Source organism: Staphylococcus pragensis (genome assembly GCF_004785665.1).
GTDB lineage: Bacteria > Bacillota > Bacilli > Staphylococcales > Staphylococcaceae > Staphylococcus > Staphylococcus pragensis.
In genome coordinates this window covers 150,814-177,215 of record NZ_SRPJ01000002.1, presented here as the reverse complement: position 1 = coordinate 177,215, position 26,402 = coordinate 150,814, and the positions used below count along the sequence as shown (strand labels likewise).

At 33.5% G+C, this 26,402-nt stretch carries 24 protein-coding genes and 1 pseudogene; 12 read left to right on the top strand and 13 right to left on the bottom strand.

The features are described from left to right. Positions 1-260 precede the first annotated feature (260 nt). A complete protein-coding gene (locus tag E2558_RS06590) occupies positions 261-1,508 on the top strand; it encodes an aminoacyltransferase (RefSeq protein ID WP_126565595.1) in 1,248 nt (415 codons plus the stop codon). Between the two features lie 76 nt (positions 1,509-1,584). Here the strand turns inward: E2558_RS06590 and E2558_RS06585 are convergent, their stop codons facing one another. From E2558_RS06585 to E2558_RS06570, 4 genes are all read right to left on the bottom strand, one after another. Beyond that, positions 1,585-2,316, bottom strand: coding sequence for an amino acid ABC transporter ATP-binding protein (locus E2558_RS06585; protein WP_126565594.1), 732 nt, complete (start codon positions 2,314-2,316; stop codon positions 1,585-1,587). Beyond that, complete coding sequence (locus tag E2558_RS06580; protein ID WP_126565593.1) at positions 2,313-3,032, bottom strand: amino acid ABC transporter permease; 720 nt, start codon at positions 3,030-3,032, stop codon at positions 2,313-2,315. The genes E2558_RS06585 and E2558_RS06580 overlap by 4 nt, the downstream gene beginning before the upstream one ends. Beyond that, positions 3,013-3,813 carry a transporter substrate-binding domain-containing protein gene (locus tag E2558_RS06575; protein WP_126565592.1) on the bottom strand — a complete coding sequence of 267 codons (801 nt, stop codon included), beginning with the start codon at positions 3,811-3,813 and terminating at the stop codon, positions 3,013-3,015. Before E2558_RS06575 ends, E2558_RS06580 begins: the two co-directional genes overlap by 20 nt. A 139-nt stretch (positions 3,814-3,952) precedes the next feature. After that, entirely contained in the window at positions 3,953-5,398 is a 1,446-nt protein-coding gene (locus E2558_RS06570) for an MDR family MFS transporter (protein WP_126565591.1), read from the bottom strand. A gap of 163 nt (positions 5,399-5,561) precedes the next feature. Here E2558_RS06570 and E2558_RS06565 point away from each other — a divergent pair, with 163 nt between their 5' ends. Next, positions 5,562-5,663, top strand: a complete 102-nt coding sequence (locus E2558_RS06565; RefSeq protein ID WP_103298466.1) for a putative metal homeostasis protein — start codon at positions 5,562-5,564, stop codon at positions 5,661-5,663. A gap of 157 nt (positions 5,664-5,820) precedes the next feature. On the opposite strand, the gene E2558_RS06560 is transcribed toward E2558_RS06565, so the two are convergent. Further along, complete coding sequence (locus E2558_RS06560) at positions 5,821-6,507, bottom strand: 2,3-diphosphoglycerate-dependent phosphoglycerate mutase (protein WP_126565590.1); 687 nt, start codon at positions 6,505-6,507, stop codon at positions 5,821-5,823. A 444-nt stretch (positions 6,508-6,951) separates the two neighbouring features. Between E2558_RS06560 and E2558_RS06555 the strand changes: the two genes are divergently transcribed. Then, positions 6,952-7,383 carry an aggregation-promoting factor C-terminal-like domain-containing protein gene (locus tag E2558_RS06555; protein WP_126565589.1) on the top strand — a complete coding sequence of 144 codons (432 nt, stop codon included), beginning with the start codon at positions 6,952-6,954 and terminating at the stop codon, positions 7,381-7,383. Between the two features lie 50 nt (positions 7,384-7,433). On the opposite strand, the gene E2558_RS06550 is transcribed toward E2558_RS06555, so the two are convergent. The 3 genes from E2558_RS06550 to E2558_RS06540 all read right to left on the bottom strand — a co-directional run bounded on the left by E2558_RS06550 (position 7,434) and on the right by E2558_RS06540 (position 10,385). Next, the gene (locus tag E2558_RS06550; RefSeq protein ID WP_126565588.1) at positions 7,434-8,303 is read right to left on the bottom strand and encodes a cation diffusion facilitator family transporter; all 870 of its coding nucleotides are present in this window, start codon (positions 8,301-8,303) and stop codon (positions 7,434-7,436) included. Between the two features lie 199 nt (positions 8,304-8,502). Further along, positions 8,503-8,886: a GtrA family protein gene (locus tag E2558_RS06545; RefSeq protein WP_126565587.1), complete on the bottom strand. Its 384-nt coding sequence runs from the start codon at positions 8,884-8,886 to the stop codon at positions 8,503-8,505. 11 nt (positions 8,887-8,897) lie between these two features. After that, positions 8,898-10,385 carry a hypothetical protein gene (locus E2558_RS06540; RefSeq protein WP_126565586.1) on the bottom strand — a complete coding sequence of 496 codons (1,488 nt, stop codon included), beginning with the start codon at positions 10,383-10,385 and terminating at the stop codon, positions 8,898-8,900. A gap of 106 nt (positions 10,386-10,491) precedes the next feature. Here E2558_RS06540 and E2558_RS06535 point away from each other — a divergent pair, with 106 nt between their 5' ends. Both E2558_RS06535 and E2558_RS06530 read left to right on the top strand, forming a co-directional pair. After that, positions 10,492-11,646 carry a glycerate kinase gene (locus tag E2558_RS06535; RefSeq protein WP_126565585.1) on the top strand — a complete coding sequence of 385 codons (1,155 nt, stop codon included), beginning with the start codon at positions 10,492-10,494 and terminating at the stop codon, positions 11,644-11,646. 20 nt (positions 11,647-11,666) lie between these two features. Continuing rightward, on the top strand, positions 11,667-12,443 hold the full coding sequence (locus E2558_RS06530; protein WP_126565584.1) for a hypothetical protein: 777 nt from the start codon (positions 11,667-11,669) through the stop codon (positions 12,441-12,443). 179 nt (positions 12,444-12,622) lie between these two features. On the opposite strand, the gene E2558_RS06525 is transcribed toward E2558_RS06530, so the two are convergent. Beyond that, a complete protein-coding gene (locus tag E2558_RS06525; RefSeq protein ID WP_115345419.1) occupies positions 12,623-12,718 on the bottom strand; it encodes a type I toxin-antitoxin system Fst family toxin in 96 nt (31 codons plus the stop codon). Positions 12,719-12,928: 210 nt separating this feature from the next. On the opposite strand from E2558_RS06525, the gene E2558_RS06520 reads away from it, so the two are divergent. Both E2558_RS06520 and E2558_RS12455 read left to right on the top strand, forming a co-directional pair. Continuing rightward, positions 12,929-14,131 carry a putative multidrug effflux MFS transporter TcaB gene (locus E2558_RS06520; RefSeq protein WP_126565583.1) on the top strand — a complete coding sequence of 401 codons (1,203 nt, stop codon included), beginning with the start codon at positions 12,929-12,931 and terminating at the stop codon, positions 14,129-14,131. Between the two features lie 90 nt (positions 14,132-14,221). Further along, positions 14,222-14,482: pseudogene (locus E2558_RS12455) on the top strand (class I SAM-dependent methyltransferase); the annotation flags it as partial. Positions 14,483-14,554: 72 nt separating this feature from the next. Here the strand turns inward: E2558_RS12455 and E2558_RS06510 are convergent. Then, positions 14,555-15,031 (bottom strand): GyrI-like domain-containing protein, encoded by a 477-nt coding sequence (locus E2558_RS06510; protein ID WP_126565582.1) that lies wholly within the window; start codon positions 15,029-15,031, stop codon positions 14,555-14,557. Between the two features lie 151 nt (positions 15,032-15,182). Here E2558_RS06510 and E2558_RS06505 point away from each other — a divergent pair, with 151 nt between their 5' ends. Continuing rightward, positions 15,183-15,794 carry a C39 family peptidase gene (locus E2558_RS06505; protein WP_126565581.1) on the top strand — a complete coding sequence of 204 codons (612 nt, stop codon included), beginning with the start codon at positions 15,183-15,185 and terminating at the stop codon, positions 15,792-15,794. Positions 15,795-15,859: 65 nt separating this feature from the next. On the opposite strand, the gene E2558_RS06500 is transcribed toward E2558_RS06505, so the two are convergent. After that, entirely contained in the window at positions 15,860-16,669 is an 810-nt protein-coding gene (locus tag E2558_RS06500) for a metallophosphoesterase (protein ID WP_126565580.1), read from the bottom strand. A gap of 327 nt (positions 16,670-16,996) precedes the next feature. Here E2558_RS06500 and E2558_RS06495 point away from each other — a divergent pair, with 327 nt between their 5' ends. Then, positions 16,997-18,397: an amino acid permease gene (locus tag E2558_RS06495; RefSeq protein WP_126565579.1), complete on the top strand. Its 1,401-nt coding sequence runs from the start codon at positions 16,997-16,999 to the stop codon at positions 18,395-18,397. A 224-nt stretch (positions 18,398-18,621) separates the two neighbouring features. After that, positions 18,622-20,823 carry a cation:proton antiporter gene (locus E2558_RS06490; RefSeq protein ID WP_126565578.1) on the top strand — a complete coding sequence of 734 codons (2,202 nt, stop codon included), beginning with the start codon at positions 18,622-18,624 and terminating at the stop codon, positions 20,821-20,823. Positions 20,824-20,876: 53 nt separating this feature from the next. Here E2558_RS06490 and E2558_RS06485 read toward each other — a convergent pair whose 3' ends face one another. Next, entirely contained in the window at positions 20,877-22,703 is a 1,827-nt protein-coding gene (locus E2558_RS06485; RefSeq protein WP_126565577.1) for an APC family permease, read from the bottom strand. A gap of 286 nt (positions 22,704-22,989) precedes the next feature. On the opposite strand from E2558_RS06485, the gene E2558_RS06480 reads away from it, so the two are divergent. Together E2558_RS06480 and yidC are read left to right on the top strand one after the other, a co-directional pair. Beyond that, positions 22,990-24,492, top strand: coding sequence for a serine hydrolase domain-containing protein (locus E2558_RS06480; protein WP_126565576.1), 1,503 nt, complete (start codon positions 22,990-22,992; stop codon positions 24,490-24,492). Positions 24,493-24,587: 95 nt separating this feature from the next. Further along, positions 24,588-25,445 carry a membrane protein insertase YidC gene (gene yidC / locus E2558_RS06475; protein WP_126565575.1) on the top strand — a complete coding sequence of 286 codons (858 nt, stop codon included), beginning with the start codon at positions 24,588-24,590 and terminating at the stop codon, positions 25,443-25,445. A gap of 58 nt (positions 25,446-25,503) precedes the next feature. Here yidC and E2558_RS06470 read toward each other — a convergent pair whose 3' ends face one another. Next, complete coding sequence (locus E2558_RS06470; RefSeq protein ID WP_126565574.1) at positions 25,504-26,355, bottom strand: NAD-dependent epimerase/dehydratase family protein; 852 nt, start codon at positions 26,353-26,355, stop codon at positions 25,504-25,506. Positions 26,356-26,402 lie beyond the last annotated feature (47 nt).

The following is a 26,402-nucleotide window of genomic DNA, read 5'->3' as shown; positions in this document are numbered from 1 at the left end:
AATTCACTCCTACAACTCAGTTCGGTATATTATCAACTTCCAATAATACTATTACTGCAAATTCTATCATACAACGCTTTTGACGTGAGCGCTAGATGATTAAAAATCAATTTTTTATAATTTTTCAAGTTATTATTTTAAAAAAATAATTCAATATACTACTAAAGTATGACTAAATATAATAATAAATTATGTGTAATAATACGGTTATTTTGATAGAATAGATTAGAATTCTTAAAAAGACAGAGGAGTAGATATGTATGAAATTCGTTAATTTAACACCTGAAGAATTTGGAAAATTTACATCAGAAAATTTTTCACATTACACTCAATCACGTATTCATTATGACAATAGAAGTGAAATGAAACATGATGTCCATATTGTAGGTGTCAAAGATGAGGAAGGCAACGTTATTGCTGGAACTTTAATGACTGAAGCCCGTGCTTTAAAAATCTATAAATATTTCTATACTCACCGCGGTCCAGTAATGGATTATAGTGATATTAAATTAGTTCATTTTTTCTTTAAATCATTAACAGACTATTTAAAAAAACAAAATTGCTTATTCGTCTTAGTTGATCCTTATATTTTAGAAAATTTAAGAAATGCAGACGGCGAAATTTTAGAAAGCTATGATAATCGTGCCGTTATTAAAACGTTAGAAGATTTAGGCTATAAACATCAAGGTTGGTCCGTAGGTTATAGTACAATGAGTCAAATCCGTTGGCTATCTGTTCTTGACCTTAATGATAAATCTGAAGATCAATTATTAAAAGAAATGGATTATCAAACACGCCGTAATATTAAAAAGACATATGAAATGGGCGTTAAAGTTAGAACATTACCTATGGAAGAAACAGATACATTCTTTGAATTGTTCCAAATGGCAGAAGAAAAGCACGGTTTCAAATTTAGAGATAAACCTTATTTCTATGAAATGCAAAAGACTTACCAAGACCATGCAATGTTAAAACTTGCTTATATCGATTTAAAAGACTATTTATCTACTCTTCAACAAAAACATGATGATTTAACAAAACAATTGGCTGATGTCGATGAAGCATTAAAAGAAAGTCCTAATTCTAAGAAGAATAAAAATAAGAAAACACAAGTTGAGCAACAATTAAATAGTAATGAACGTAAGCTCAATGAAACAAAAGAAAAAATTGCTGCAGAAGGCGAAATATTAAATCTAGCAGCTGCACTTTATATTTATAACGATCACGAAGTTTATTACTTATCAAGTGGCTCTAACCCTAAATACAATGCATATATGGGTGCTTACCGTTTACAATGGGAAATGATTAAATTCGCTAAAGAACATAATATTGATCGCTATAACTTCTACGGTATCACAGGAGACTTCAATGAAGATGCCGAGGACTATGGTGTACAACAATTTAAAAAAGGCTTCAATGCTAATGTATATGAATACATTGGAGACTTTATTAAACCAATTAAACCATTCGCTTATCGCGCTCAAAAATTATTAGAACGCAGAAGATAATTTCATTTTAAATAGATTCAATAAAAAACCACGTTATAGAGAATTTTCACTTCTCTATAACGTGGTTATATTTTTACTATTCTTCATTAATTACATTTAAGAATCTGCGAAGTTCTTCTGTTTTAGGATGATTAAACACCTCATCTGGAGAACCTTGTTCACCAATTCTACCTTCATGAATGAAGACGATTTTATTTGAAACTTCTCTCGCAAAGCGCATTTCATGTGTCACAATAACCATGGTCATGCCTTCTTCTGCTAATTCTTTAATTACTCTCAATACGTCATTGACCAATTCAGGATCTAATGCAGATGTTGGTTCATCAAACAACATGACCTTGGGATTCATAGCTAGTGCTCTTGCAATCGCCACACGTTGTTGTTGACCACCCGATAAAGCGTGAGGACGTTGGTCTTTAACGCTTGTTAATCCAACTTTTTCTAATAAACTCATCGCTCTCTCTTTAGCATCCGCTTTATTCATTTTCTTAACAGTTACTAAACCTTCCATCACATTCTCCAATGCTGATTTATGCGGGAAGAGATTGTAACTTTGGAAAACCATACCTGATTGTTTACGAACATTAATTTGAGACTTCTTGTTGTCAGCTGTATAGCTTACTCCGTTAACTGTTACATTACCTTCAGTTGGAATCTCTAAGGCATTAATCATACGTAGTAACGTTGTTTTACCAGAACCTGATCGGCCAATAAGCGTCACAACTTCCCCTTTACCAACGTTTAAATCAATGCCTTTAATGACTTCTTTATCATTGAATGATTTATGGATACCACTTAATTCAATCATGAGCTATACCCTCTTTCAATATATGATTCATAGAAGCTTTGAATCACTGAAATAATGAAACATACTACCCAATACATTACTGCTACTAGAATATAAATTGTGAAATATTCATATGTTGTAGAAGCAACTTCTTGAGCTTTACGGAACATTTCAGCTACTAAGATAAATCCTAAAAGAGATGTATCTTTAATTAATCCTAAGAACGTATTACCTAAAGCTGGAATCGATACACGAATTGCTTGAGGTAAAATAATACGTTGAATAGTTTGACGATAATTCATACCAATAGAATACGCCGCTTCCGTTTGTCCTTTAGGAATAGACATAATACCGCCACGGATAATTTCAGATGCATACGCACCTACGTTAAGAGATAAACCAATGATAGCTGATAATACAGAAGATAATGTCCATTGTTCATCAGCGTTACCTGTAAGTAATCGACCTAATTCAGGTATACCATAGAAGATGATAAACAATTGTACAATCATTGGTGTACCACGGATGATTGAAACATAGACACGTGCAATTCCTCTTAATATCTTACTATTTGAAATACGCATTAACGCTGTAAATAAAGCAATGATTAAACCTAAGATAAACGTAACGATAGTAATTGGAATAGAATATTTTACTAATCCTTCCAACATCGGTCCAAATGCTTGCCCTGCTGCATCAAGTGCGTGTTGTTGTTGACTATTTAGGCTCAGAAACATTTTCACCGAACCATTTCTTACCGATTTCTTCTAATTTACCGTTTTCTTTAAGTTTATCAAGGCCTTTATTAAAGTCAGATACTACTTTGTCATCTACGCTTTTATTAAATGTAAATGCTGATTTACTTTGTTCTGCGTCACCTTTAATTGCTTTGATTTTAGCATTAGGTTTTTGTTTTTTATAATCTAAGTAAGATAAGCTATCGTTAAATGTACCGTCAACACGGTTAGATAATAATAAGTCCATTGCTTGGTTGAAGCCATCAACTTTAGTGATATTAGCACCTTTATCTTTAGCTAATTTACCGTAGTTAGATGTGAATGTTTGTGCTAATTTTTTACTTCTAACATCATTAAATGATTTAATATTTTTTTCATTTTCACGTACTACTAATACTGCACTTGAATAAGTGTAAGGTTTAGAGAATTTGTATTTTTCTTCTCTTTCTTTGTTAATACCAACTTGGTTAGCAATAACGTCGAAACGTTTAGCGTCTAAACCAGCAAACATTGAATCCCATGATGTTTCATTGAATTTAAGTTTGTAACCTTCTTCTTTAGCTACTGCTTTGATGACATCAATATCATAACCAGTTAATTCGTCTTTTTTGTTGTGGAACGTGAATGGTGCATATGTACCTTCAGTACCTACTCTTAAAGTTTTTTTGTCGCTACTGCTGTCACTAGATTTTGAATCACTGTTTTTATCAGATGACCCACTATTACCACAAGCAGCTAACACGAAGATAAGTGCTAAAGCTACAAATAAAAGTCTTTTCATTTCTATATTTCCTCCATATTCCTATTAAATTAGTCAGAATAAATTAATTCTAATCTCAACGGTAGGAATAGTCAATAATAATTTGCGTCATATCAAGTGTTCAGAATGTTTGGATATTATCAACTATCACTCAACACGCTTAATGATTTTGCGCCTCAGCTTTGACTTTCTTTTTACTTTTAATGAGAAAAGTTAACAACAAACTGATAACGGTAATACCTACTGCGAATAAGAAACCAGCATGATAACCATGCAACGTTGCATCAAGTTGTATTTGATGCATCATGTCTTGCTTATTCATCCCTTGATAGTCACTCATCGTTGGCTTAAAACTTTTACTAGCTGAACTTAGAATAGTAATTAAGCCCGCAGTACCAATGGAACCAGAAATTTGTTGAAGCGTATTTGTCATCGAAGAACCATGAGCATTTAATTCCGGTGTCAATTGATTCATAGTATGGGTCATGACTGGCATTAATCCTAAAGCAATACCAATCATACGAACCGCATAAATCGTTGCGAGCATGATGGTCGAAGTATGTTCATCCATAAAGACAAAGTAAGATGTCGTGACAATAACAATTAACATACCGATAATAGCTAATATTTTAGCGCCGAAGGTTTCATATAACCATCCAGATATCATCGACATTATGGCCATAACAATCGCACCTGGAAGTAATATTAATCCTGAATCTACAGGTGTGCGATTTAAGACGTTTTGCACAAACATGGGTAACACTGTTTCAGAGCCAATCATTGAAATCATAGTCGCTGCCATGATTGATAAACCGACCGCAAATTCCTTATTTTTAAACACTTTAAAGCTAAGCAAAGGTGTTTCAAGACGTTGTTGTCTCCAAATAAATAATCCTACTAAGATGATGCCACCTATAACCGTTAATAGAACAATCGGATTATTCCAGCCATCATGTGAAATTGAACTTACACCATATAGTAATCCGCCAAATCCTAGAATAGATAAGATAATTGAAATGATATCAATTGGTGCTTTAACGTTTGTGCCCACATTTTTAACAATTTTCAGAGCAAGAATAAATGTAATTGCTGAAATTGGAGCTACGACATGGAATAGTGATCTCCAGTTAAAATATTCAACTAAATAACCAGATAATGTTGGTCCTATAGCTGGCGCTAGACCGATAACCAAACCAAAGAAGCCCATATATTTACCACGTTCATGTGGTTCAAAAATATCAAGTATCGTGGTCATCATCAGTGGCATCATGATACCTGAGCCTAACGCTTGGATGACGCGCGCAATTAATAAGATTGTAAAGTTCGGGCTAAAACCGCCTAATAACGTTCCTATTAAGAAGATCACGATGCCTGTTAAGAACACTTGTCTCGTCGTATAACGTTGAATAATGAACGCCGATAACGGGACAACTACCCCATTAGTTAATAGAAAGGCCGTCGTGAGCCATTGCACTTGCGAATATTCTATCTTAAAATCTTTCATAATTCGTGGCAACGCAGTCGTTAGTAAAGTTTCATTTAATAATCCAAAGAAACCGCCTAACAACATTGTATAAATCATTGCCAATTTTCTTTTATGCGACATTGTTTTCCTCCATTCTCAAGAAGCTAAGTGTCAGATACTGTTGCTTATTATACAGATTTAGGTTTAATTTTCACATCAATAGTTGTAAATTTTATAAATCGTAATTATTACTATTTACAAAGAACGTAATTTCCTTTATTCTTTTAGAAAAGGAGGCCCAAATATGAAACAAGATTTACAGACGGCACGCCGCAATTTAAACAGTCCCAACATTAAAACGCGTAAACGTGCTTTAAAAATAATTAAGCAACATAAACGTAAATAAGTGACTTTTCATACAGTCATTTAAAAATCACTTTATTGTAGTTCATAAAACTTAATTGCAAACTACACGCATTTTTAACATTTAACTCCTAAAAAAAGAGTGGATTGGAAATCTTTCTAATTATAAAGAATTCCAATCCACTCTTTTCAATAGAAAATTATAAATAATAATGATCTGTAACGTTTAATTGTTCATCTAATTCATAAATTAATGGTGCACCTGTTTTAATTTCATAGCCGACAATATCTTCATCAGAAATATTATCTAAATATTTGATAAGCGCACGAATTGAATTACCGTGTGCGGCAACTAACACAGTTTCTCCATCTAATAAATGTTGTGAGATTCTATCAGTCCAAATCGGTACAACACGTTCAAGCGTCGTTTTTAAACTTTCAGAATATGGCATCATGCGGTGGTCTAAATGACGATAACGGCGGTCTTGTAAATATGATTCGCGTTGTTCTTCAGTTTCCGCTGGAGGTTTCACGTCATATGAACGACGCCATTGATGTACTTGTTCTTCACCAAATTCTTTACGCGCTTCATCTTTATTTAAACCTTGTAATTTACCATAGTGTCGCTCATTCAAACGCCAACTTTTATGAACCGGAATCCATTGTTGGTCAGATTCAGCTAATAAATAATGCGTTGTTTCTAAGGCTCTTGTTAATAATGATGTATACGCCACATCAATTTCGATACCGCTCTCTTTTAACTTACGGCCAGATTTAATCGCTTCCTCTCGACCTTGATCAGATAATTGTACATCTTCCCAACCTGTAAATAAGTTTTTAGCATTCCATTCACTTTGTCCGTGACGGCATAAGATTAATTTTGGCATATAAAACACCTTCCTGTATTGACTTCGTTATACTCTTTTGAAAAGTAAAACGAGGCTTGAAAATTTCTTCTTTGTGCTAAGTATCTGAGTGCCTCTTTCTCTAATAATTTCATTATAAAACTATTTCAATATTTTTCATAATCTTTGCTTTTTATCATCACTTTGGCATAAATGTCTTAAAACTGACATGTTTGTTACTTGGTTTACATCTCTGATAATTACTTTTGATATGGCAGTAACCTATGACATGTCTAAAGGTGTTAAAGTATAGTCACCGTAATCGACAGCAAGATAAATTGGGATACCGAGAAATGAGAGTAGGACAGAAATCAAAATAATTTCGTCATATCCCCAACTTGCTTTGCTTGTAGACTTTCTTTTCGAAAGTCTCTGTGTTGGGGCACCGCTCTCAATATTAACCGATTAACAAAGGAGTTTTTTATTATGAAGAAAACAATATTTGCATTAATGACTATGGTCTCGTTAGGTGGGGCCGGTATAGAATCTGGACAAGCACATGCGAGTGAACTTACATCAACTCAATCACAACAACAAAATTATGAATATAATCAATCATCTTCGTCATCGGCTTCAACATCAAGTGTCAATACATCAAGCGAAAGTACGCAATCTGTTTATGAACAATTTATTGCAGCGGGGGGAACAGAAGCGCTTTGGGAAAGCATTGTTCTACCCGAATCTGGTGGTAATCCAAATGCTTCAAATGGCCAATATCATGGCTTAGGTCAAACGAACCAATCTTGGGGATACGGTTCAGTTGAAACACAAACTAAAGGCATGATTCAATACGCCAAAGAACGTTATGGTTCAATTGAAGCAGCGATTAGCTTCAGACAAGCCAATGGTTGGTGGTAAAGATAAAAGGTTCACTGTTAAGCTCTCTGCTCAATAGTGAACCTTTTTATTTAATCTAATGTATCCGGTTCTGGATGAACATATACTGAAGAACTACCTACGCTATGTAAATGGGTCTCCACTCTATCGCAGATTTCATGCGCTTCTTGTAATGATAAATGTGCGTCTACCACTATTGTGACATCTAAAAAGATACTACTGCCATGATAACGGCCTTTTACATTTTTTACATCTTTCACATCTTTGACTTCTAATACCTCATTACGATAATCTTCTAAATCCTTTTCATTAAAACCATCGCTTAAAGCAAAGATAGAATCTTTGAAAATACCGAAACCAGTATAAATAATGAGTAAGCCTAATAGTGTGGCTAAAATAACATCGACAATAGATAATCCAAATTGAGTAAATACTAATCCAATTGCTGTCCCAATACTTACTAACCCATCAGACATATTGTCTTTTGCTGCTGAATCTAAAGAACTACTTTTTGTTTTTTTAGCTAAGCGATGGTTAATTGCATAAACACCAAGCATTATGATACCACTGATTAAGCTGATAACAATCGTAATGGCATTAGGTGTGTTATGTTCATGTGTAAATATGCGAGGGGCATTTTCAATTACAACTTGTATCCCTACAAACATAATAATAAATGATACTAATAATGTTGAAATATTCTCAGATTTCAAATGGCCATAAGGATGGTTCTTATCAGCCGGCTTGATAGAAATCTTAAGTCCTACAATCACCGCAATTGATACTATAATATCGGTCATATTATTTAAAGCGTCTGCCCTTACTGCTGCTGAATCGTATACAAAACCGGTAATATATTTAGAAATGGATAGAATAATATATACAACTAAACTTAGATACGCGCCTCTTTGAGCTAACTTTAGATTTTCACTTTGAGACATCTTTTACCCACCTTAAAAGCGTTAATATCAATAGTATGAGCCATGAATTTTTGAATTACAACGTTTTTTTATTTCTATAATTTTTGTATAAATATGCTAATTTATTTTTTAGCTAAGCCTAATTATTCAATTAACCACCGCTAAAAAACGCCCTCTAATGAATCTGTGTTTAGATCATTAAAAGGCGCATGAGTACAATTTATTTATCACGCAATAACCATTTTGATAATATAAATGTAATTGGTATGGTAACAATTAATCCTACAAACGGTGCGATTTCAGATGGAAAATTAAACCATCTTACAAAAACATATAAGAATAATGTTTGCATTCCCATATTCACAACTTGTGTTAAAGGGAAACTTAAAAACTTTTTCAAAGTTGGTTTTACATTATAAACAAAATAACAATTTAAATAGTAAGAAATAATAAAACTCACTACAAAACCTATAATATGACTCAGCATATAATGTACATTAAATAACTTTAATAATATTAAGTACACGAGATAATAATCAAGCGTATTAATCCCACCGACTATCACAAATTTTATAATTTCATAGTGCGTTTTTGTTAACTTCATAATAATTCTCCTTAGTCGTTTGTTTCTATAATTTCAAACGGCATTACTTTTATTTTTTTATTATTAGGAATGTGATGATATTCTTTGAAGTTGTCTTTATCAATTTCACTGGTTGGCGTCATACCACTAAAGTATGTTTCAAATGGTAAATGATGGATGACCAGTTCATTTTTATGCTTACCTATTTGTGTATGTATAGACTCTAATCGTTTATCATTTTCAATATAAAGCGTCGTACAAACAATCATATAAACTACCATTAATAATATATTTAATAATTTAAGTATGTTGAAAATAGTTGTGGTTAGTCTACCTAGTGTAGTTAGAAGAATAACGGCAAGTAGACACCATAAAGTATATATAATAAAGAAATATTGTGGCACTACTTTTCCAATTAAAAATACAGGAATCGCATTAAGAATAATTGAAATGCCTATACCTCCTATAACAACGCGCATATAATGATTTTTAACTATATGGAAACTCGCTATAAACACACTAATATAGAATATAAGGCAGATGATAATATTGACGAAGCCATAGCTATATAAGATAGCCAATTGTTTCAAGTTGAAAGGGTCATAAATCAATATTTTGTATATAGGTAATGCGCTAATCCCAAATATTAACACTAACCGTTTATATTTAGTCCACTCTTTGAAAGCGACATTATTTATCAATAATATAATTAAAACAATAGCAATTACACTTATTAAAAAGATATGATTGAAAAATATGTATTGAGGTAACTGTTCAAATAATGTCAGTTTTATTTTATGAAAGAATCCTAATTCATCTATCTGAGCGCGTAAATTCTCGATATTGATAAAGTAATGAATGTAGGTTTCATTACATAACATGATCAATGTACCACACAACGTTAACATAAAGCCTATTAATAGGTTATAGTTGAGCTTCCGCTTCCAAATGAAGTAAATGAATATTGCGCTCAACAATATCATGACATTATAGAAAGTGAGTGTTTCCGCAAACCATTGACCTATGACACAGGCTATCCAAAATAAACAGACATTCCCAAAGTTGAACTCATTTTCAACAATAAAAGTTGAAATTGCAAAATGTAAAATATAGAGTGCGATGCAAGTCCCAAATACATAACTATAAAATAATTCAAAATTGCCATAGCTTTGCGCAAAAATTGAATCGGGTATAATAAATATGAAGAGAATGATTAAAATGAATGTATTAGTTGAAAATGTATATGTCACGAATTTAAGCAACATTAGGACAAAAAGTATAGAAATGATGCCATATGAGACAACGCGCAATGTTACAGATTGTGTGATAGCAAATGCCAAGACATTACTTATATAATCACCATCAATATATTTAAAATGAGTAATCATAGCTTGCATCCCTTGATGACTGCCCCAAAACCAATCCGAACTATGTAGAGGCATCATCAATGCGATGTAACAGTAGAAGATTAATAAACCTATTAACCAGATGTATAATTCGTGTTGTTTTAATCTAAACATTTCTCTCTCCTTCTTATAACTTAGGAAGACTTATCTAATAAATTTTAATTTTAAATATTATTATATACCATTTTTATAAATTAACCATTATTTAAAGGGTGAGGATATGCCAATCAGTAAAATTGTAATTGCAACTGATTCATTTAAAGAAAGCATGTCAGCTAAAGAAGCTGGTTTAGCCATTCAATGTGGCTTTCAAAAAATATTTAATAAAACAATCAACTATGACATTATTCCTATGGCAGATGGTGGTGAAGGCACCACTGACGCATTAAGGGAAGCATTAAACGCTGAAACATATAAAGTTAAAGTTCATGACCCCCTACATCGGGAGATTGAAGCAAGTTACGCCCGCTCACAAGATAATAATGTAGCAATCATAGAAATGGCAGCCGCTTCTGGTTTAGATTTACTTAAACCTCATGAACGTAATCCATTAAAGACGTCGACCTTTGGTGTAGGAGAACTGATTAAAGATGCGATTGATCATGGCGTTTCAAAGATTATTTTAGGAATTGGTGGAAGTGCGACGAATGACGGTGGCAGTGGTATGCTTGCCGCCCTCGGTGTTCAATTTTTAGATGAAAATGAGGAAACATTACCTTTAGGTGGCGGTTATCTTTCACAACTAGCACATATTGATATCTCTCAATTTGATTCACGCCTAAATCATATACAGTTTGAAGTCGCTTGTGATGTGACTAATCCTTTATTAGGTGATAATGGCGCAACCGCTGTTTATGGTCCTCAAAAAGGTGCGACAGATAAGATGATACCAAAGTTGGATTCCGCCCTAACTACCTATCATGATATGATTGAAAGAGATATTGATAAAAATGTTAAAGATGTACCTGGTGCCGGTGCGGCTGGTGGTTTAGGTGCAGGTATTCTAGCATTTTTCTCAAATGCTTCCCTATCTAAAGGAATCGATATCGTTCTCAAGGAAACTCAATTTTCAAAGAGAGTAAAAGATGCCGATTTAGTCATCACTGGAGAAGGCAAAATGGATGCACAAACCATTTATGGCAAGAAGCCTATTGGTGTAGCACAAGCAGCAAAACAGTATGATATACCTGTCGTAGCGATTTGTGGTAGCTTAGGAGATGGCTATGAAGCAGTTTATGAGCATGGGATTGACAGTGCCTTTAGCATCATCGAACAACCTATGGAGATAGATGATTTATTAACTAATGGGAAACACAATATTCAACGTACCGCGGAAAATGTGGCACGATTACTCCAACAAATAATGAAAAAATAAATATTAATGAGGTGACCAACATGAAACGTACAGATAAATATAAAGAATCTTATAAATACGATGACCAATATCGTCAACCTTCTAAACACAATAAGGACGCACGTTATCGTCAAGAGCGTAGACAAAATGATGACGGCTATCGCCAGCAAAATGGTCAACGTCGTCCTGAGTCAGAAGATCCAAGATATCGTGAAGACTATGCGTCTCGTGATGACCATCGTCGTGATGACTTCTATGATGACCATGGTGAACGTTATTATAATGAACGTGATTTCCGTCGTGAACAACAATTAGAAGAAGAAAATGAGAAAAATCGAAAATCTAAAAAATGGTTAATTGCGATTATAGCGATTCTATTAGTGATTATTGCTATCTTTGCTACGAAAGCAATTGTTAATCATATGAGTGGCGAAGATGAAAAAGTTAGCAATGATCCTAATAAAGTTTCTAAAAACTATGAAAACCAAGTCAACGATCAAAAAGATATCATTCAAAGCCAAGTGGAAAAAGCTAAAAACGATATCAAAGACAAAATTGATAGCGATTCACGTATTTCACAAATTCAAGATGAGATTAACAAACTGAAGAATAATGAAGAAAATAATAATGATTCTAAATTGACTCAGTTTTATCAAGAGCAAGTTAATAAATTAAAAGAAGCTAACAATGCGCAGCAAAATAATGAAAATCAAGGTAAAGTAGATAGCTTATTAAATGATGTGAATACGAAAGTGGACGACATTAAAAATAAATTAGATAGTCTAATTAATGGTGCTAAAGACGCAACCAATCAATAGTAATTTGTTAGACTAAAACCGCATTTCATCTTACAAGGTACTAATTTTTGCATTCAAATCTACTATGATGTTATAATACAAGTAACAAATATGATGCTAAGCATGACAAACACCGAGCCCGATAACTACTGCGAATAGTTATCGGGCTCTTTTGGTGTATTGACTATGTCGTCGTTTAATTATTTATCACGCTTATTCAGCCAATAAGAATATGAGGTGAGTACAACTCCTACTACTATAGGAGCTATTACAGATACAAATATGATGCTGAACATGATGTCACCTCCTTCCATGTTAATTACAGCATAGAAGTAAAACGATGACTTATATATTATATCAACTCCGAATTTACGAGGCCCCTACTTCCCCTACCTATGCAAACTTCAATTTTTTATTCCTTAATTTAATAAAACTATTTTTATAACTTACAAATGTTTGAAAAACCGATATAATGTAATTTACAAATCTTTTCAAGGAGATTCTATATGCAGAATACAACAAGCACGAAACTCCCCTTGTTTTTAATTATTGTTTTAGGTAGCATGACTGCCTTTGGTCCAATGATTATTGATATGTACTCGCCTGCGTTACCTACAGTGCAACATCACTTTGGTTCTTCTACTTCTGAAGTGCAGTTGACTTTATCATTTACAATGATTGGGTTAGCATTAGGTCAATTCTTATTAGGACCTTTAGCAGATGCGTTTGGATATAAAAAAACAGGTATTATCACTTTATGTATCTTTCTCTTAACCTCTGTAAGTTCTATCTTTGTAACGCACCTCTCGTCATTCATTATTATACGTTTGGTTCAAGGATTGACAGCAGGTGGTATTATCGTTATTGCTAAAGCTTTTGCAGGAGAAAAATATACAGGTGACTTACTTGCTAAATTTCTAGCTTCACTCATGGTGGTTAACGGTATTATAACGATTATTGCTCCCCTACTTGGTGGCTTATCATTAACACTAGGTTCATGGAGAATCATTTTCGTTATCCTAACTATTATTAGTCTCGTGATTTTAAGTGGCTTTGCGTTGAATATGCCTTCAACGGTTAAAGATGAAGCTCGTAGATTAAATTTCAAAGCCATTTTCTTAGATTTCGGGCAGTTGTTAAGAAAGCCAGGTTTCGTTATTCCTATGTTCTTACAAGGTTTAACTTACGTCATGTTGTTTAGCTTTTCATCTGCTTCACCATTCATCACTCAGAAGATTTATCATATGACACCTTTGCAATATAGTATAATGATTGCAATTAACGGCATAGGACTTATCGTTGTCAGCCAAAGTGTTGCTATATTAGTTACATATATTCATCGTTATCGTTTGTTTATATATTTAACTTTAATTCAAATTATTGGCGTTGTATTCATTACAATGACCCTTCTTTTACATGGTCCTTTATGGATATTACTAATTGCTTTCTTCTTAAATGTTTGTCCAGTAGCTTCTGTTGGTCCTCTCGGATTCTCTATGGCTATGGAAGAACGTACAGGTGGAAGTGGTAATGCTTCAAGTTTATTAGGGCTATTTCAATTTATCCTTGGCGGCATTATTTCTCCTATAGTTGGTTTAAAAGGGGAATATAATATTATGCCGTATGTTCTAGTTATTACAATCACAGCTATATTATTAATCGCCCTTCAAATGATTTATTTTAGACATCACAATCGAAAAAATATTTAGAATGAGTTTGGCAAAGTAATCTTGATTCAAGAGATTACTTTGCCATTTTTATTTATTCATTATTTTGTTATAACTTTTCGACAAATACATGTAGAGAAACCTATTTGTTTACCACAAGCAAATGCTGCGAAATTACCCTTTGAAGATAACAATTTTGATATTATCTTGAATGCAGCGATGCTTACAATGTCGCCTCCTGGAATGATTAGTGATGAAGGCATTATGGGTACACTTAAGATTATTAAAAATGCCTTAAAACCTACCAATCGACCAATGTTTTTAAGAATGTTTAAAACAATGCGCAAACATAAAAACAACATGAACTATATCGTTCATGCTGTCCGTAAATAATTGATTCATTAATGATTCTATTGTGATGTATCTTTGTATATAAGCATGACAATGGAATCATTTTTTCAATGATTAGCGAGAAATAGGCATCCAAATTTCTGTAATATAATCATCACTTTGAGTATTTCCCGGTAAATAATGTTCAAAAAACGGTGCTCGTTTAACTGTGACATCAAGTTGTGGTAAGACGTGTTGATGAATTTGTGCAATTGTCTCTTTAACAGCTTGAGGCACTTTGCCAATAGCGTCAAAAACAATATACGTTTGAGCATCTAACTCTATTAATTCATAAGTGCCCTCATCATCAACGTCTTCATTAGTAGGTACACCAATCATATATTCCATTTCTCCATTGTCTAGTGCACGACAAATACCTAATATTCCTGATAATTGATGGTTGCTTTTTCCAATGATGTCTTCAGTTAATTGTTTATCATTTACTTCTTGCCAAAATTCTGGAATGCCATGTTGCATCTCTTTTCCGTTACTGAATCTGCGTTTTATTCCTACAATCTTTAATTTTTTTAAATCTTTAAAACGGTAGTTCATTTTGTCCTCCTTTTTAAAAAACAAAATTTAAACTATTAACTATTATATACCCAGTTCAAATCAATATACGAAAGACCTGCGAGGGTATATAATGAATTTACTTTAAAAAGAACGCGCGCAACATGTTACGAGTGAATGAAGGAGAACCAATATGAAGAAAACCATATTACCTGTAAAACCGATTAGCCAATTATTTCCTATTCCTATGGTGATGGGATGTGAAGGCGTTTCAGCAGCTATGTTACTTCAATATAATCATTATGACGTTAAGGCAACAGACATTATGAAACGTTGGCCAACGCATCCGAATAATCCCCATAAAGGTTATGTCGGTCATCAACTATTGATTAAATTTGGACATCATCAAACCATCTTTCCAGATGCCTACGTTCCCTATTTACAAACATTTGATAACCGCTTCGTTGACGGTACAGGTACAGATTTAACTGAGTTAGAATCCATACTTGACCAAGGACAACCTGTTATTATGTATCATACGAGTCTTGGCGATGCACCTGACCGCAAAAAGTTTAAATTTGATAATACAACAACTGAGTTAGTTTCTAATATTCACGTAACGTTGTTAATTGGCTATGACGAGAACTATTACTATTATATTGATCCATTATGGAGTCATGTATTTCGTAAATTTATCTTTCCTGCTATTGTTCCAAATCGCTTTCAAGTCATTAAGATTGGTAAAGCAACAATGGAACGTAGTTTTAATGAACCTGGTAAGAAGTGTATTTATCTTCAACCATAATAAATCCTCACTAAGTAGTTTTGAATAATTCTACTTAGTGAGGACTTTTTAAAACTTTAAATATGTTAAATATCAAAATCCACTAATGCATGATTCATTTCTGTATCTATATCATCTGTGCGCCATTCACGTCGATAGCCTAAGCAAGGACACATATAGGTAATGCCTTTATCAACGATAGCTTTGCGGAAATGAACGTGTCCCATAATACTATAATGAATAGGATACTTTTGATACAAATTATCAAAATCACGTGTGCCAATAAACGCATTGAAGAAGTCAAAAATTCGATGAGGTGTGGGCACGACAAATTGTGGATGTGTAACAATATGTGTCATTAAAATAATGTGTTTATCACTTACGTTAGTTAGATCCTTTTCAGTTTGCGTTGCGGTCCATTGAGAAAGCGTTCTATCATCTGTTTGCCAATCAATCTTCACCTTATCTTGCCATGTTGCCCCATAATATTTACCTCGCTTAATACGTTCAAGATCAAACTTATCATCGGCATAACTGTAATCGTACCAAGCTGTATGACCGACAATCGCCCACTCATCATTAATCACATAAGGCTTTCCAATGAGACATTCCGGTTGCTTAGCGTAGAATTCATAAATTTCTTTAGAGGTATTCACATCGTCCGGTGCCCAATAATCGTGATTGCCAGGCACAAATAATACTGGAATAGAAGTATTATGTTTTAAATCACGAATAAACTGATAGCTTGCTTGAAAATGATTTGAAATATCCCCAGCGATTAATAATATATCTATGTCTCGTTTTCTAATAATACGTGTGAGTGATTCCAAATAAGCATGCGCATCTAACTTCGGATGACGATCAATGTGCAAATCTGATATGGCTCCAAATTTCATATAATTGTCCCTCTTACTCTATTATTTATTAAGTTCCAATTATTATGTCATATAAACTTTTAAATTTAAATTATTCTGGTTATTTCATTTTAATAAATATATTTGTATTTCTAAAAATTAAGAGTATAATAAAAATAACTTTTAGCAATGGCACATAATTTATTAAAATTAAAAATTAACACTTTCCCAAATAACAGAATATTCAAACTAATACATACTACCGTTTATCTCGTTTTACGCTCATCTGTTAAAAGTGACCTGTAAAATACAAAAATAAGAAAGCGTTTTCAAAAAACATGAACACCATGTATTCTGAGGAGGAAGTATATGGCAAGACAGTTAGAGAGAGAATTAAGTAACAGACACATCCAATTAATTGCGATTGGTGGCGCCATTGGTACAGGTTTATTCTTAGGTTCTGGGCAAACCATTTCATTGACAGGACCTTCATTACTAATTACTTACATGATTATTGGTATGGTACTCTTTGCGTTTATGCGTGCACTCGGGGAATTATTATTAAGTAATACACGTTTTAATTCGTTTGTAGATATTGCGAATGAATATCTCGGACCTTTTGGAGGGTTCGTTATCGGCTGGACGTATTGGCTTTCTTGGATTGCTTCAAGTATGTCTGATTTAACGGCCATGGGACAATATTTTAGTTTCTGGTTTCCGCAAGTACCTCACTGGATTACGGTTCTATTTATTGTACTCATGCTTATTTCTTTCAATATGCTTGGTGCTAAGTTATTCGGTGAATTAGAGTTTTGGTTCTCAATTATTAAAATCATCACTATCATTGCGATGATTATTATAGGTCTTGTGATGATCTTCTTCTCATTTAGAACATCATATGGACATGCCTCATTTGGTAACTTAGTCAATCATGGCGGTATCTTCCCTAATGGACCATTCGGTTTCTTAATGGCATTCCAAATCGCCGTTTATTCATTCATTGGGATTGAGTTAATCGGTGTTACAGCTGGAGAAACGAAAGATCCAAGAAACGTTATTCCTAAAGCGATTAATAACGTGCCTGTGCGTATCTTATTATTCTATGTGGGTGGTTTATTAGTTATCATGTCAGTCATTCCATGGAATAAAATTAATTCAGAAAGCAGTCCATTTGTTACGATGTTTAGTTTAATTGGATTACCTTTCGCAGCAGGATTAGTTAACTTTGTTGTTTTAACTGCTGCTGCTTCAGCAACCAACAGTGGTATTTATTCAAATAGCCGTATTTTATTTGGTTTATCTAAACAAGGTTTAGGGCCTAAAGTATTAAGTAAAACTAATCATAATAGCGTGCCATACTTATCTATGCTAGTTTCATCTGGTACATTGCTGGCAGCCGCTTTACTGAACTTTATCTTCCCAGATGCCATGCAACTATTTATTTACGTTACAACATTATCAACCGTCCTCTTCTTAGTTGTATGGGCTATGATTATTATTTCTTATATCATCTATGTACGTAAAAATCCTGAAGAACATCGTAAGAATAAATTCAAATTATTTGGTGGACAAGCAATGGCATATGTTGTCCTAGCCTTCTTCTTCTTTGTCTTTATCTTATTGTTCTTTAGCGCAGATACAAGAATGGCAGTTTTCATTTCACCGTTCTGGTTCATTTTCTTATTCTTCTTATATAAAAAATATAAAAAGAATGCAGAAGCATTGGCCGAGCGTACACGTAAACAAGGACGTGAATCTATTAATTATTAAGATAGCGCCTTTATAATTTATCTTAGCGAAATACAATCTTTTCTTATTAGAATACGATTGTACTTCGCTTTTTTTAGTTTAAGTCAATATTTTTCAAGGTAAAATATATAGAACGAAATAAGTTAAATTAATCATTTTTTTGTATAATAGTTATACTTTTTTGATAGCCTATTTAACATCATGTAAAATAATACTATTATCAAAATTTAAAAAAGGAGTTATATATGGAACTATTAGAAGCTTTTCTCTTATTTATTTGTGCAGTCATTATTAGTTCTATTATTTATAATAGGTTCCCTAAAATTCCTACTGCTTTTATTCAAATTGCGTTAGGTGTCTGCCTTTTTATTCTCCCTATTCCAATTCATTTTGAATTTGAATCTGAAGTGTTTATGATGGCAGTGATTGCCCCATTATTATTTGTCGAAGGGACACATGTTTCCCGTACGAAACTATTAGAATATCGCAAACCCGTTATTCTAATGGCAATGGGACTGGTATTTACTACCGTTATTGGTGTAGGTTTCTTTATCCATTGGATTTGGCCTAGTTTACCTATGCCTGCAGCATTTGCTATCGCAGCCATCCTTTGCCCTACTGATGCCGTAGCAGTTTCAGCTATTACAAAGGGTAAAGTCTTACCCAAAGGTTCGATGTCCATTTTAGAAGGCGAATCTTTACTTAACGATGCTGCTGGTATCATTTCATTTAAAATTGCAGTGACAGCATTAGTTACAGGTAGTTTTTCAGCTTTTGATGCTATTGGCCAATTCATTCTTTCAACCATCCTTGGCATTTTAGTTGGTATTATTGGAGGCGCATTAGTAGTCCGACTAAGAATTTATTTAACTGCAAATAAAGGTTTGAAAGATAGTAATACATTAACATTTATCCAATTACTTACACCTTTTGCGATTTATTTTATCGGTGAAGAAGTCCATGCCTCAGGAATTATCGCTGTCGTTGTAGCTGGATTAATTCACGGCTTAGAGCGTGATCGTTTAATTCGCGCCCAAACTGAATTACAGATGAACTACAACCAAATTTGGAACACGTTAAGTTATGCATTAAATGGATTTGTCTTTGTCGTATTAGGCTTCATTGTACCGGAAGTATTTATGGAAATCGTTCATAAAGAACCTCAAAATATTACTTTCCTTATTATGGTTACATTACTGATTGCACTTGCGATTTATATCTTCAGATACATATGGGTATATTTATGGTTCAAAGACTTTTATTATCCTAAAAATGTCCAATCTTACCTTGATGAAGAAGAAGATACGGGACCGCCTAAGCGTAGTCACTATGCCTTTATCATGACCATGTGTGGTATTCATGGTACTATCTCACTTTCTATGGCACTGACACTACCTTATATGATGAATGGTGAACAAGAATTTATTTATCGTAATGATTTATTATTTATTGCCTCTTTAATGGTATTAATTAGTTTAATCATGGCTCAAATTGTTTTACCTATTATCACCCCTTCTGAAAAAGTCTCAGACTTTAAAGGCATGACGTATCAATCGGCTAAAATCTTTATGGTTCAAAATGTGCTTGATGCCTTTAAGACAAAAGCAAAAGATAATAAAAATGTAGATTATCGTCCAATTCTCAACCAGTATTTTAATGAATTATCATTCTTAATAAACATGGAACCCGATAATCAAAATACGAAAGAATTGCGTCGTTTACAGGAGATTGCTGAAAAAGAAGAAACTGAAACACTTGAGCGTCTAATTGATAAAGAACGTATTTCTAAAAAAGATTTAACTGACTATCGTAACGTGATGGAATTCAGCCAATCTTATCGTGAAATGTCATTTATACGTAAAGTAAGCCGTCTGTTCAAAATGCTCTTCCTACGCTTCAAAGCTAGAAAAGATTCACGTAAAGAAGCACACAAAGTTCACAAAGAAGATCGTGCACTTATGCGTGAAGAACATAAAGCTACTTCTAAAGAGGATCGCGCATCTATCAAAGAAAAACGTGAAGAGTATAAGCAAGAGCGTCATAAAGTTAAAGAAGAACGTAAAGCTCAACGAAATGCCTATAAAAATAGCTTTAATAAAGTACAACAAATTATGCGTGTCGTAAATCACAACATTATTATGAGAATGCGGGAAGAACAAAATAGTTCAAACGTCCTTGAAGTAAGTTTAATTATTAACCAATATCACGCATTATCACGTACAATTCGTCAAAATCAAAATAGAAGACAACAAAAAGAGGAAAATAAAGAGATTTATGCCTTAACAACGCAACAGCAACATGAGGTTAAACTTGAAGCTTTATACATTCAACGTCAGTTACTTGATGAATTAATTGCTCGTAATAAAGTATCAAATGAAATTGCGACACAGTTGCGTGAAAATATCAACTATAACGAAATTGTGTTAGCACATGAAGCACAACATTAAACAATTAAAAAAGCAGGAGCTTGAAAAACAACATTTCAAGTTCCTGCTTTTTATTATTTCTGTAATTTAAATGGTACTGTCGCTAAAATGACATTTTTTTGATAGAATAAATGCATTTTCAAGCGAATACTAGTTTGGTTATGCAAGAAATTGTGCCATGATTTTTTAGTAATAAACTGCGGTACTACTACAGTAATGACATAATTTTTATCATTTGCTTTTTTATTAATTTTATCAATAAAACGTGAAATCGGACGGATAACGCTACGGTATTCTGAATGCAAGATAACTAAACGCACATCTGGGAAATGGTTTTTCCACTTTTCAGCAAAACCTTTGTCCGCTTCTTCGCCAAATGAGACGTGTACAGCAATCACATCATCCGCAATCATCTGTGCATAATATACGGATTTATCAATCGCAGATGTAATTGTACTAACAGGTACAACAGCTAAGTTTTTATCAACAATCGGCATATCTTGTACCATTGCAGTTGATTTCAATTGTTTCGCAATATCTTTGTAGTGATTATTAATACGCAAGAATACATAAACTACAATTGGTAAAAAGATTAATATTGGCCATACATGTGTAAATTTAGTAATCAAGAAAATCATAAATACGATGAAAGTGATGGTACCACCCACTGCATTTGCAATGAGTTTCGTAGCCCAACCTTTTTCACGACCTCTAATCCATTTAAGCACCATACCGTATTGTGCTAATGTAAATGGAATGAACACACCTACCGCATATAACGGAATTAAGTTCTCAGTTTTACCTTTGAAAATAATAATTAATAAAATCGCACAAACGCCTAAAGTAATAATTGAATTAGAATAACCTAAGCGATCACCACGTACTCTGAACATACGAGGCATATACTTATCTTTCGCCATACTTGCCGCTAACATTGGGAAAGCTGTAAAACCTGTGTTGGCTGCTAATACAAGGATCATCACTGTAGTAGCTTGTACAAAGTAATAGCCAACATTATGTCCTAAAATATTTGCTGCTAATTGAGATAATACTGTCGTTTCAGTTTGTGGCATAATACCATACCAATAAGCTAAACCTACGATACCTACTAATAAGAAAGCTAAGATACCACCCATAGTCACTAAAGTTTTAACGGCATTTTTAGGACCTGGATCTTTAAAGTTTGTAACGGCATTGGAAATTGCTTCCACCCCTGTGAGTGATGAAGCTCCTGATGAAAAGGCTTTTAATAACAGGAATAAGGTCACACCTGGTACGGCCGTACCTACACTTGCGTGCATATGAGGTGTCGCTTGACCTGTCGCAACTTTCCAAACACCAATAATAATCATAATAATTAACCCGATAATAAATAAATAAACTGGATATGATAATACAGTGGCTGATTCAGTTAAACCACGTAAATTCATAATCAAAATAAATAACACTAATAAACATGCAATCAATACTTTGTGATGATATAAAGATGGGAACGCTGCTACAAATGCATCAGCACCTGATGCAATACTAACTGCTACCGTCAATATATAATCGACAAGTAAAGAACCACCTGCAAGTAAGCCCCATTTTTCTCCTAAGTTTGTCTTAGACACCATGTAGGCCCCGCCACCTTTAGGATAGGCATAAATAATTTGGCGATACGATAGAATTAACGCAGCCAATAGAATTAATACCGCACAAGCAATAGGTAACGTATACCATGATGCAATTGCTCCCACAACAGATAATGTAATTAAAATTTGTTCAGGACCATACGCAACGGATGACAAGGCATCGGATGATAAAATGGCTAGCGCTTTGAAATTACTGATTTTCTCATTTTTCAAATCTCTATTTCGTTTAGGCTTACCAATTAAAAGTCTTTTAAATTGAGTGAACATTTAACCCTTACCTCTTTTATATTCAATTTCAATGGATAAAATATACTCCCATTTCTAATAAAAGTATAGCCACTAACATAAGATTTATTAGATATTTATACTCTTAAAGTTACTTTTTACCATTATATTTTCAGGTATATTTTTATAATATAGTCATCTCAAAAATGTTGCTAACAACGTATAAATCCCTTTGTTGAGCTATTTCAAAAAAATGTTGCTATACTTATCACAGTTATACATTTAGGTTGTTCACTATATAGAAAGTTATTTAAAGGGAAAAGAAAGAATGAAAAAGAAATTATTAGTAAGTGGTATTATTTTGCTCATTATTGTCGCTATTATTTCAATAGGTACTAAAATGAAGCCTAGTTATTCTATGTTTAGCCCTTCCTCTCAAATTTATATTGATAAAATGATTACCAATGAAATGAAGGATGATCATATCCCAGGTATGTCGGTGTTAATTATTAAACATAATAAAGTTTTTCTTAATAAAGGTTATGGCTACGCTAACATTGATAAGAAGGTTAAAGTTTCTCCGAAAACACGTTTCGAAATTGCATCTAACACAAAAGCATTTACTGGTTATGCCATTATGCAACTCGTAGAAGATGGCAAAATTAAATTAAACGATAAAATAAGTAAGTATATACCTGGATTTTATATGAAGTATAAAGGTAAAAAAGAAGACATTACTGTTGATCAATTAATCGCTCAAACGAGTGGTATTCCTGGCGATATCACCGATAACGATAAAATCACTAAAAAGAATAATAATTTAGCTGGTATAGTCAACAGTATCAAAGGACGTACACTTGATTCGAAGCCTGGCAAACAGTTCCAGTATTCCAATATGAACTATGATATGTTAGGCCTCATTGTACAAAATGTTTCTCATGAATCCTATTCAAATTACATGAAGGACCACATTTTCAAACCATTAAATATGCATCACTCAACTACTAAAGAAAGTAATGAGAAAAAAGCAGATGACGCTCAAGGATATAAAGTGAAGTATGGTAAGGCCTACGCTTATAATCCAGACTTCAATCTTGGTGACAACCCTGCCGCTTATATGATGACAGGCACTAAAGATTTAGAACCTTGGATTCGTTTTCAACTCAATGCACATTCTAAGCAAAGTGTATTAATTAAAGAAACACATCAACCTAAAGTGAAAACCGAGGAAAATTCATCGCCAACAAGTTACGGCACAGGTTGGTTCATAGATGAGAGTACTAAAGACACATTGGTGTATCATCTCGGTACATTAGAGAATTACTCATCATATATTATTTTGAATCCTAAAAAAGATTACGGCATCGTCGTGCTCGCAAATGCCTATTCTAAAAATGTCCCAAAACTTGCACATCATTTAGATACTCAGATGAGTGCGAATCAGCATGTCACAACACTTCAGAATTTAATTAATCAATGGCAAAGCATTATTATTGCGCTTACAGTCATCATAGGATTAGCTATTATTAGGGTTTTAGTGCTCATCTATCGTTTCATTATTAAATGCAAACCTATGCAGTTCAATTTTAGCTCACGCAATATTAAAATAAGAATTTTAATGCTATTAGTGGCTTTTGCATTGACTTTAGGACTTATTCATTTATTGCCATCGATTATTTTAGCTAACACAGACTGGCAGTTTATTATGTCGTGGTTACCTACGTCTGCTAAAGTAGCATTGATGAGCATACTTATACTTTTAACAAGTTTATTTGCATTGATATTCTTGAACATTATAACTAACACTTCTTACTCAAAAAATAGTGAATAATCAACATAAAAGCGTATAAAATATGTCGATGTGTGTTAAGCTAAACATACTAAAGACTAAGATTATTAAAGACCTCAATGCATAGGAGTAGAGACATGAAAAAGAAATGGTCCTTATTCTTTATGAGTCTAGTTGTCTTATTAGCTGGGTGCGATTATTCTCATAAAGAAGATCAACACGGATTCTTTTACACAGTATTCGTTAGACCAATGGATGCGTTACTACATTTCTTAGGACGCTCATTCCATGATAATTATGGTTTAGCAATTATCGTTATTGTGTTAATTATCCGTCTTGTGTTGATGCCTTTAATGTTTGTACAAGTTAAAAATATTCACGTCGTGCGTGGCAAAACAAAAGTAGTTAAACCTGAAATTAATAAAATTCAGGAAAAAATTAAACAAGCTAAGACACCAGAAGAAAGAAGCGCAGCAAATAAATTATTAATGAAGAAATACAACGATTACGGTATCAATCCATTTAAGAATTTAATTGGGACATTACCAATTTTAATTCAAATCCCTATCTTATTAGGATTGTATACTTGCATTAAATATCCGACAAGTGGTGGTATTATCCAACATCCTCACTTCTTATGGTTTAACTTAATGCATACAGATATCGCTATGACTTGTATCGCTGCCTTCCTTTACTTTATTCAACCATTAGTGAACTCCATTCACTATCCTAAGAATGAACGCAGATCGTATTACGTTATGATGATTTTATCTCCATTATTTATTATCTATGCGTCCCTACAATCTGCCTCAGCATTGAGTTTATATTGGGCGGTCAGTGCAACATTCTTAATTATTCAAATGCATTTTGCACATAGTCATTATGCTAAAGTGGGTAAAGCTGAAGGTGAAAAGCTAAAACAACGTATTGAACGCCAACGTCGTGAATCAGATAAATCATCGCAAACAGAACATACACAAGAAAAAGAACAATAATTCCAAATACAAAAGGGAGCTGAAACCGCAATGTGGTTCAGCTCCCTTTTCGCTCCCATTATTTCAATGGATGCATACCATCTTTCCAAGTGTTATAAATTAATTTTCCGCCTTGAGCTTTAAATTTGTCGTTCGTAATACCTCTTTCAAATGGTTGCGCAGGTTGAATGGTTACTTTAGGATCAACACCTACTTCTTTAGCGTACCATGCCACAAAGTCTGAGCCTTTAACTGGTTCGTCATCTGCCACATTGTAAATACCATTATCAAACGCCATCGCTTGAATAGAAACTTCAACGGCATCATCTAAATGCACAAATGAAGTAACACCATCTGTCATTGTCACTTCACCATCTTTAAATTGATTATAAATCATGCCGTCTTTACCATACCAAGTACCTGGACCATATAACCAACCAAAGCGTAAAATGACATATTGATCCATGCGTGCTGTTTCTTTTTCAAGACCAACCACACCATCAACCGTAATTTTACGGTCTCCTTCAGAGTTATAATCAAGAGGTGTTTCTTCAGTTGCTAAACCTTCTCCAGGTTCATACATAAAGCCAATACTTTGCGCTACAACTTTCTTCACATCATATTTTAAAGCTGCATCTGTTAAGTTTTTACCACCTTCAACACGTACTTTTGTGTTCGCCGCCATATCCACATTTTTCAAATCAGTAATTTGATTAATAATGATTTCTGGTCGGAAATCTCCAATTGCTGCGTCAATCGTATCTGCCTTTAAGATGTCGCCGATGTATGCTTTGACATTAAGACGTTCTAATTTCTCTTTACCTTTTTCAGATGTCGTGAAGCCTGCCACTTCATGACCTTCCTCATTCAAACGTTGCACTAATCTTGTACCGATTAATCCTGTCGCGCCTGTTACAAATATTTTGGTCATACTTTATACTCACCTTTCTATTTCTCTTTATTGAAAATGAATATCTA